Here is an 8,113-nt window from a genome sequence, read left to right as displayed (position 1 = left end):
TGCGGGCGGCGGCGGACGCCGCGCCCTACACGACCCGCTGGCCCGCCCGCGCCGAGCTGCGCTTCGACCATCAGGCCCGCGCCGATCAGGCGGGGCGGGTGCCGGGCGTCACGCGGGTGGACGCCGAGACGGTGGCCTGGGAGAGCGGGGACGCGCTGCACCTCTTCGGCATGTTCCGAATGCTGGCGCGGGTGGCGGAGGTGCGGTTGAACACCTGAGCATCAGGCCAGTGCTTCCTGCAGCCGTTGCACCCCGGCCCGCCACGCCGCCTCGTCCCCGGCGTCGGCCCACAGGTCGGGCAGTTCGCTGTCGGCTGCGATCACGCGCGAGACGGCGGCGTGGGCCACGTTGCGCAGGCCCTCCAGCTCAGCGGCGTCGGCTCCGGCGACCCAGGCCCGCAGCCCCGCGTCGGTGAGGCGCGAGGTGTCCCCGGTCAGCACGGCGGCGAGCACCTCGGCGGCGGCCAGGGTGCGCCACCCTTCCTCGGCGGCGAGGAAATCGGCGTCGGGGTCGAGGGCCACGTCGAAGGCTTCCGCGAGGGCGAAGGCGCCGTCCTGGGCCACTTCCTGCGCGAAAGCCGCGCCGACTTCGTTTTCGAATGCACCGGGTCCCCAGAGGTTCACGCCCCCACCTCGCGCCGCCCATACCGCTCCTCCACATACCTGTCGAGCAGCGCCTGGAAGTCCTCCACGATGCGCGGCCCTTTCAAAGTGGTCAGCAGCTTGCCGTCCTGGTAGACGGGAGCGCGGGGGTCTTCCCCGGTGCCGGGCAGCGAGATGCCGATGTGGGCGTGCTTGCTCTCGCCGGGGCCGTTCACGACGCAGCCCATCACGGCGACCTGCATCTCCTCGACGCCGGGGTACCGGACCTTCCACTCGGGCATGGAATCGCGGATGTAATCCTGAATCTGCCCGGCGAGGTGCTGGAAGAAGGTCGAGGTGGTACGCCCGCAACCCGGGCAGCTCGTGACCTGGGGCAGAAACTGGCGCAGGCCCAGGCTCTGGAGAATCTGCTGGGCGACCTCGACCTCCAGCTTGCGCGGGGCACCCGGCTCGGGCGTGAGCGACACGCGGATGGTGTCCCCGATGCCCTCGGTGAGCAGCGGCGCGAGGGCCACGCTGGACGCCACCATGCCCTTCATGCCGATGCCCGCTTCCGTCAGGCCGAGGTGCAGCGGGTAGTCGCACAGCGGCGCGAGCTGGCGGTAAACCTGCCACAGCTCGGGAGCGGAGCTGACCTTGACCGAGATGATGATCTGATCGTGCGGCAAGCCCAACGCTTCGGCGTAGCGGGCCGACTCCAGCGCGGAGGTCACCATCGCGTCGATGGTCACGTCGGTGGTGGATTTGGGACTCCCCGCCGCCGCGTTCTCGTCCATCAGGCGGGCGAGGACCTGCTGGTCGAGGCTGCCCCAGTTCACGCCGATGCGGACGGGCTTGCCGTACTGCTTGGCCACCTCGATCATCGTGGCGAAGTTGGCGTCGTGGTGCTGCCCCGCGCCCACGTTGCCGGGGTTGATACGGTACTTGGCGAGCAACCGGGCCGTTTCGGGAAACTCGGCCAGCAGGATGTGCCCGTTGTAGTGGAAGTCCCCGACGATGGGCACGTCCAGCCCCAGGACGCGCAGCCGCTCCACGATCTCCGGGATGGCGGCGGCAGCCTCGCGGGTGTTGACGGTCACGCGCACGATCTCGGACCCGGTGCGGGCGAGCTGGGCCACCTGCAGGGCGGTGGCCTCGGCGTCGGCGGTGTCGGTGTTGGTCATGGACTGCACGACGACGGGGTGCTGGCTTCCCACGGGGATGCGGCCCACCCAGGTGGTCACGGTCTGACGGCGCGGCGTCCTCATATGGGGGCAGTCTACCCGCGCCCGTGCGGGACGTTGGGAGCGGGGACTACTGGGCGGGCACCTTGACGGTCCCGTTGACGATCAGGGCCTCGATCTTCTTGAGGGTGGCCTGCATCTGCGGGGAGACCAGGGCCTTGTTGTAGCCGTCAAAGGCCAGTCCCACGCCGCCGTTGTTCAGGCCAAAGGAGCGGTCGCCGCTGCGCCAGGGCCGCCCCATCGCCACGTCCTTGACCACCGCGTACACGGCGTTGTCGACGCGCTTGAGCATGGAGGTCAGGCCGTGGTTGAGGGTGGCGGGATTCCTGTCGAAGTCGCCCAGCGCGTTCTGGTTGGTGTCCACCCCGATAAAGAACATCGGGCGGCTGTCTCCCGCGCAGGCCTTGCGGTAGGCGGCGCTCTTGGTGACTCCCGCGTAGGGGTTGGCGCGGAACTTGAGGTCCGGGGGCAGCGTGCCCGCCTTGAGGCAGGGCTGGGCCTTGATCTGGTCGATCACGCCCCGGCCACTCGCCCCGGCCGCCGCGTAGATGATGTCGTTGCCGTTGCGGCCCAGCTGCGCGGTCAGCAGCTTGGCGGTGCCCGGCAGGTTGAAGCCCGCGCTGGAGTCGCTGACATACACGCTGGTGACCTGACAGTCGGGGCAGGCAAAGGCCACGCCCGCCTCGAACCCGGCCTTGAAGCGCCCGATCACCGGAATATCGGTGCCCCCGATAAAGCCCACCCGCCCGGTCGCGCTTTGCTTGCCCGCGAGGTACCCGGCCAGGAAGCTGCCCTCCTGCTCGCGGAAGCGCAGGCCCACCGTGTTGGGGCCCTTGGGCAGATCGTCCACCAGGATAAAGCGGGTTCCGGGGGCCGCCGCCGCCGCCGCCGTGAGCGCCGCGTTGTTGGCGAAGCCCACGCCGATCACGACCTTGGCGCCCGAACGCACCAGCCCCGGAATCCCCACCCCGACCTCGCTGAGCTGGCGCGGCTCGGACAGCCGCACCTGACCCCCCGTCTCGGCCAGCACGCGCTGCACGCCCTGGTACACGGTCTGGTTGAAGCCGTCGTCGCGGCGGCCTCCCAGGTCAAAGCCGATCCCCACCGTGAAGCCGATGGCGTGGGCAGAACCCAGGAGCAGGGCGGACAGGGAGGCCAGCAACGCGGATTGTGAACGCATGTCCTATGCTCCCGCGTCGGCTCTTACACCCGCCTGACGCCGCCGGGGGGGGGTGGGGGGAGCGTGCCCCGTGCGCCCGACCCCGTCCGCTTGACCTCCCGCCGCCCCGCCGCGCAGACTGCCCGCAAACCAGAAGGCAACGCTTGCCCCCCGCCGGGCACGACCTCTCTCCGCACCGACAGGAGGAAGGCCGTGCCCGGCGAACGCGGCATGGAGACAGAGGAGATCAGGATGAACGACCACAGAACAGGCATCTGCGCGGCGCACGACCACACCCCCGGTTACACGGAGCGGCTGGGAGCCGGAACAGGCGAGGGCGTCCGGCTGCGGCTGCGCGTGACGGGCGAGGGAGCCGGGGACGTGAGGGGCGTCCGGCTCGACTTCGTGCGGGTGGGCGAGATCGAGAGCGTGCGGGCGACCGAGGTGGGCGGGGCCGGAGGGGGCCGCTGGTTCGAGGCTGAGCTGCCGCTGGACGCCGCCCGGGTGCGCTACGCCTGGGCACTGGAACTGCCGGGCGATCACCTGCACCTCACCGCGCTGGGGCTGCACCGGGTGCGGCGGGGCTTCCGGAGCTGGTTCCAGTATCTCGCCGGGCACCGGGCACCCGAGTGGGCGTGGCGCAGCGTCTTCTATCAGGTCTTTCCTGACCGCTTTCGCAACGGCGACCCCGGCAACGACGTGCGGGACGGCGAATACCTCTACCAGGGCCGCCCGGTGGAGAAGGCGGAGTGGGGCTCCCCCATCACGAAGGCGGGCGACATCCACGCCCACTACGGCGGCGACCTGCAGGGGGTGACGGGGGCGCTGCCGTACCTGGAGGACCTCGGCGTGAACGCGCTGTGGCTCACGCCCATCTTCGTCTCGCCGTCGAACCACCGCTACGACATCAGCGACTACCGCCACGTGGACCCGCACCTCGGCGGGGACGCGGCCTGGGCCGAGTTGCAGGCGGCGGCGGACGCGCGGGGGTTCCGGCTGGTGCTCGACGGGGTGTTCAACCATGTGGGGAACGAGCACGCTCTCTTTCAGGCCGCGCTGGAGGACGAGGCGGCGCCGGAGCGGTCCCTCTTCACCTGGCGCGACGAGCCGGGCAAGCCGCCCTACCACGCCTTTTTCGACCTGCCCAGCCTGCCCAAGATCGACTACCGGGCACCGGAAGCGGTGTCGGAGTTTCTGAACGGCGAGCGCAGCGTGGTCCGCGAGTGGTTGCGGCGGGGCGCGGCGGGCTGGCGGCTGGACGTGGCCCACATGATCGGCGCGGGCGGCAGCGACGAGGACAATCTGGCGCTGCACCGGGCGCTGAAGGCGGCGGCCCGCGAGGAACGGCCTGACGCCTACGTCTTCGGGGAACGCTTCTTCGACCCCGAGCACGCGCTCGACGGGCAGGGCGAGGACGGCGCGATGAATTACCACGGCTTCGGCCTCCCGGTCATGCAGTGGCTGAGTGGCGCCGACCACCACGGCTGCCCAAGCCGTCTGGACGGCACGGAACTGGCAGAACTGCTGCAGGACGCCTGGCACGTCCTCGCGCCGCCCGTCGCGCTGAGCATGTTCAACCTGCTCGAATCGCACGACATCGGGCGGGCGCTCTACCGGCTGGAGGGGGACCGGACGCGCTTTCTGGCGGCCTTCACCCTGCTGATGGGCTATCCCGGCGTGCCCTGCACCTACTACGGCACGGAGATCGGCCTCAGCCAGCGCCAACCGGGGATGATGCCGTGGTGCCGCGAGAGCATGCCCTGGGACGAGGCGGCGTGGGACACCGGACTGCGCGAGCGGGTACGCGCCCTGATTCATCTGCGGCGGGGAACAAGGGCCTTGCAGGAGGGCACCCTGCGCTTCCTGCACGCGGAGGCGGACGCGCTGGCCTTTCTGCGCGAGTACACCGGGGGGGACGGGGCAGTGGAGCGGGCCGTGGTCGTCGCCAGCCGCCGCCCGGAGGCGCACCGGGTCACGCTGACCCTCCCGGCGGGCGAGTGGCGGGACACCCTGCGCGGCGAGGTCTTCCCGGGCGGCGAGGTCACGCTGGACGCGGCGGGCGGGCGGGTGCTGCTGCAGGGGTAAGGGAGGCCAGCCACCGCGCCGCCTCCCCCGGCGTCCGCAGCCGCACGACCCGCAGGTGCGGAAAGGCGGCGAGGTGCCCCGGCGTCTCGCGGCGGCGCTTCCAGTGGGTCCGGAAAAACCAGGCCAGGATGCCGCCCCCGGTGAACTGGACGTGCAGGCGCTCGCGGTTGCCGTTCCACAGCTCCTGCCGCCAGGCGATCCGCCGCAGCGTGCGCGTGAGCAGCCGCCCGAACACCACCTGTCCGGGATAGTCCAGCCACACCAGCGTGTCGGCCCGCGCCCAGCCGATGTCCCGCGCCTTGGAGTAGTTGCCGTCCATCACCCAGGCGTCCCCGGCGGTGAAGGCGGCCACCCGCGCCCGGAACTGTTCGCGGGGGGCTTCCTGCCAGCCCGGCAGGTGGTTCCAGGCGTCCTGCTCCCCGTGGGGCACGCCCAGGCGTGCGGCCAGCGCACGGGCCAGGGTGGTCTTGCCGCTGCCGGTGGTCCCGATCACGATGACTCGCTGCATGGGCGGCAGGAAACCACGGGGCCGGGGGAAGAGGCATCCGCCATCCGGCCGGGGCGGAGGGCCGACGGCTGGCCGCTTGCTATGCTGCCCGGCAGACATGGCACATGCAGATGACGGGCGGCTGTACGCGCAGTGGGTCGAGCTTCTTTCGTGGCTGGAGGCGGAAGCGGCGGCGCGGGGACTGGGCTTCCAGAAGGTCGCGGATTTTCCCGACTACATCTACCGCATGGAGCGGGCCTACGACCTGCCCACCACGGTGATGAGCGTGGCCCTGGCCTCGGGCGGGCAGCCCCTGATGGTGGCGGCCGTCAGCCCCCGGCACGTGGACATGAAGGGCGTCTCGCTGCGGCTGATGGGCGGCAGCAAGCACTGGCACCTCCACGCGGGGGGGGCCGGACTGCTCGAAGGCAAGCGGCCCTTCACGCGGGAGCGCCTCGCGCAACTCGTGGATGGGTCGGTCAGGGGGCTGGCGACAGTCTGACGGCGTCGAGAATCAGCGAGACGAACCCCAGGTGCCCCTCCCGGTTGCGGTGGTCCAGCCGCCGGGAGCGGTAGATCGGGCCGGTCTCCACGTCCCAGTCGTGGGCGTGGAACTGGCCCGAGTCGTCGCAGTATTCGAGCAGCCGCACCCCGAACCCCGCCTCCCGGAACACGGCGCTCAGGCGGCGGTGGTCATAGACGACCTGGTGATCGGCGGCCGGATGGTCGGCCGGGCCGGGGCCGCCCACCTGCACCGCGTTCTGGTATTCGGGGGCGGGGAAGTTGGCGTCGGGGACGGCCACGCGCAGAAAGCCGCCGGGCTTCAGGTAGCCGAAGCACAGGCGGGCGGCGGCGCGACCCTCCTCCTCGGTCAGGTGTTCCCAGACGTGCTCGCACAGCAGGGCGTCGGCCCGCCGCTCCCCGAACCACGCGGCCCAGGTGGTGGGGTCCAGCAGGTCCAGTTCCTCGCGCCCGGTGGGAATCCAGCCGTCCCAGCGCTGGTCTCCGGCGCCGATAAGGACGCGCAGGGGACCGGAAGCCGGGATCACAGCACCCGGAAGGCCACGAAGGCCATGCCGACTCCGATCAGGGTGCCCACCAGCACTTCCAGGTAGGTGTGCCCCAGCAGCACCCGCAGGGGCAGGGGCGCGAAGCCCTCGCGCACGACGGTCCGCAATTCCTCGACGAGGTCGTTGAGCAGGCGGGCCTGAACGCCGCTGGAGTGGCGCACCCCGGTCGCGTCGTACATCACGATCAGGGCGAAGACGGCGCTGGCGGCAAAGAGGGGGCTGCCTATGCCCTGGGTGATCGCCACCCCCGTCGTCAGGGCGGCCACCATCGCGGAGTGGCTCGACGGCATGCCGCCCGTTTCCATGAAGGCTTCGGGGCGCCAGCGCCGCTCCAGCAGCAGGATCAGCAGCACCTTGAGCACCTGCGCTCCGGTGGAGGCGAGGACCGCCGTCCACAGCCAGCGGTTCCCGAGCAGATCGTCGAGAGGGGAGGTCGTCACAGGGCCGGAAGTCTAGCGCGGCTGCGGCCGCCCCAGCCGACCTTCGGCCGCCGTGACGGTGTTGGCGAGCAGCGCGGCGATGGTCATCGGGCCGACGCCCCCCGGCACCGGCGTCAGGGCCCCGGCGACCCGCGCCACGTCCGGATGCACGTCTCCGACCAGCCGCGAGATTCCCTCCGCGTCCGTCACCCGGTTGATGCCCACATCGACCACGGCCGCGCCGGGCCGCACCATCTCCGGCGTGATCAGGTGCGGGCGGCCCACCGCGACGACCAGCACTTCCGCCTCCCGCGTCACCGCGCCGAGGTCGGGCGTGCGGCTGTGGGCCAGAGTCACGGTCGCGTCCCCGGCGAGCAGCAGCGCGGCCATCGGGCGGCCCACGATGGCGCTGCGGCCCACCACGGCGGCGCGGCGACCCGCGACCGNGCCCACATCGACCACGGCCGCGCCGGGCCGCACCATCTCCGGCGTGATCAGGTGCGGGCGGCCCACCGCGACGACCAGCACTTCCGCCTCCCGCGTCACCGCGCCGAGGTCGGGCGTGCGGCTGTGGGCCAGAGTCACGGTCGCGTCCCCGGCGAGCAGCAGCGCGGCCATCGGGCGGCCCACGATGGCGCTGCGGCCCACCACGGCGGCGCGGCGACCCGCGACCGGAATGCCGGAGTGCGCCAGCAGGAACATGATCCCGGCGGGCGTGCAGGGAAGCAAGCCCGGCCGCCCCGACCACAGCTCGCCCACGTTGACCGGGTGAAAGCCGTCCACGTCCTTGCCGGGGTCCACTGCCCGCAGCACCGCCGCCTCGCTGATGTGGGGCGGCAGCGGGAGCTGCACCAGAATCCCGTCCACGTCGGGGGCCGCGTTCAGCCGCGCGATCAACGCGAGGAGGTCGGCCTCAGAGGTGCTCCCGGGCAGGGCGTGGACCGTGCTCTGGAGGCCCACCTCCCGCGCCTTGCGGTCCTTGCCGCGCACGTAGCTCACCGAGGCCGGGTCGTCTCCCAGGCGCACGATGGCGAGGCCAGGGGGCCGGGGCAGGGCACGGGCCCGCGC

10 protein-coding genes are annotated in these 8,113 nt (G+C 71.9%); 3 read left to right on the top strand and 7 right to left on the bottom strand.

Features of this window, described 5'->3' with window-relative positions:
* Nucleotides 1-218 (top strand): M55 family metallopeptidase (locus QOL99_RS12520; protein ID WP_285524259.1); only part of this gene is annotated, 218 nt, incomplete at its 5' end.
* Between the two features lie 3 nt (nucleotides 219-221).
* Here QOL99_RS12520 and QOL99_RS12515 read toward each other — a convergent pair.
* Genes QOL99_RS12515 through QOL99_RS12505 form a run of 3 tightly spaced genes read right to left on the bottom strand, consistent with a single transcriptional unit; the run spans nucleotide 222 to nucleotide 3,005 of the window.
* Nucleotides 222-623 carry a DUF4259 domain-containing protein gene (locus QOL99_RS12515; RefSeq protein WP_285524257.1) on the bottom strand — a complete coding sequence of 134 codons (402 nt, stop codon included), beginning with the start codon at nucleotides 621-623 and terminating at the stop codon, nucleotides 222-224.
* Nucleotides 620-1,849, bottom strand: coding sequence for a flavodoxin-dependent (E)-4-hydroxy-3-methylbut-2-enyl-diphosphate synthase (gene ispG, locus QOL99_RS12510; RefSeq protein ID WP_285524255.1), 1,230 nt, complete (start codon nucleotides 1,847-1,849; stop codon nucleotides 620-622). Before ispG ends, QOL99_RS12515 begins: the two co-directional genes overlap by 4 nt.
* A 46-nt stretch (nucleotides 1,850-1,895) precedes the next feature.
* Nucleotides 1,896-3,005 (bottom strand): BMP family lipoprotein, encoded by a 1,110-nt coding sequence (locus QOL99_RS12505; RefSeq protein ID WP_285524254.1) that lies wholly within the window; start codon nucleotides 3,003-3,005, stop codon nucleotides 1,896-1,898.
* A gap of 231 nt (nucleotides 3,006-3,236) precedes the next feature.
* Between QOL99_RS12505 and QOL99_RS12500 the strand changes: the two genes are divergently transcribed.
* Nucleotides 3,237-5,069, top strand: coding sequence for an alpha-amylase family glycosyl hydrolase (locus QOL99_RS12500; RefSeq protein WP_285524252.1), 1,833 nt, complete (start codon nucleotides 3,237-3,239; stop codon nucleotides 5,067-5,069).
* Here QOL99_RS12500 and QOL99_RS12495 read toward each other — a convergent pair.
* Nucleotides 5,026-5,577 (bottom strand): AAA family ATPase, encoded by a 552-nt coding sequence (locus QOL99_RS12495; RefSeq protein ID WP_285524250.1) that lies wholly within the window; start codon nucleotides 5,575-5,577, stop codon nucleotides 5,026-5,028. The two genes, QOL99_RS12500 and QOL99_RS12495, sit on opposite strands and share 44 nt — an antisense overlap.
* Nucleotides 5,578-5,674: 97 nt before the next feature.
* On the opposite strand from QOL99_RS12495, the gene QOL99_RS12490 reads away from it, so the two are divergent.
* Nucleotides 5,675-6,058, top strand: coding sequence for an NADH-quinone oxidoreductase subunit 15 (locus tag QOL99_RS12490; RefSeq protein WP_285524249.1), 384 nt, complete (start codon nucleotides 5,675-5,677; stop codon nucleotides 6,056-6,058).
* Here the strand turns inward: QOL99_RS12490 and QOL99_RS12485 are convergent.
* From QOL99_RS12485 to QOL99_RS12475, 3 genes are read right to left on the bottom strand one after another with little or no spacing between them, the layout of a single operon-like run.
* A complete protein-coding gene (locus QOL99_RS12485; protein ID WP_285524248.1) occupies nucleotides 6,036-6,605 on the bottom strand; it encodes a class I SAM-dependent methyltransferase in 570 nt (189 codons plus the stop codon). The genes QOL99_RS12490 and QOL99_RS12485 overlap by 23 nt on opposite strands.
* The gene (locus QOL99_RS12480) at nucleotides 6,602-7,066 is read right to left on the bottom strand and encodes a divergent PAP2 family protein (RefSeq protein WP_285524247.1); all 465 of its coding nucleotides are present in this window, start codon (nucleotides 7,064-7,066) and stop codon (nucleotides 6,602-6,604) included. The genes QOL99_RS12485 and QOL99_RS12480 overlap by 4 nt, the downstream gene beginning before the upstream one ends.
* 12 nt (nucleotides 7,067-7,078) lie before the next feature.
* Entirely contained in the window at nucleotides 7,079-8,098 is a 1,020-nt protein-coding gene (locus QOL99_RS12475) for a bifunctional methylenetetrahydrofolate dehydrogenase/methenyltetrahydrofolate cyclohydrolase (RefSeq protein ID WP_456318859.1), read from the bottom strand.
* Between the last annotated feature and the right edge of the window lie 15 nt (nucleotides 8,099-8,113).

It is taken from the genome of Deinococcus rhizophilus (assembly GCF_030271215.1).
GTDB lineage: Bacteria > Deinococcota > Deinococci > Deinococcales > Deinococcaceae > Deinococcus > Deinococcus rhizophilus.
Note: the sequence above shows the minus strand (reverse complement) of the source record. Positions and strands in the feature narration are given on the sequence as shown.

Excerpts from the sequence above, each read along its gene's own strand:
- ispG (WP_285524255.1), bottom strand. The coding sequence starts at position 1,849 with ATGAGGACGCCGCGCCGTCAGACCGTGACCACCTGGGTGGGCCGCATC.
- QOL99_RS12505 (WP_285524254.1), bottom strand. The coding sequence starts at position 3,005 with ATGCGTTCACAATCCGCGTTGCTGGCCTCCCTGTCCGCCCTGCTCCTG.
- QOL99_RS12500 (WP_285524252.1), top strand. The coding sequence starts at position 3,237 with ATGAACGACCACAGAACAGGCATCTGCGCGGCGCACGACCACACCCCC.
- QOL99_RS12495 (WP_285524250.1), bottom strand. The coding sequence starts at position 5,577 with ATGCAGCGAGTCATCGTGATCGGGACCACCGGCAGCGGCAAGACCACC.
- QOL99_RS12490 (WP_285524249.1), top strand. The coding sequence starts at position 5,675 with ATGGCACATGCAGATGACGGGCGGCTGTACGCGCAGTGGGTCGAGCTT.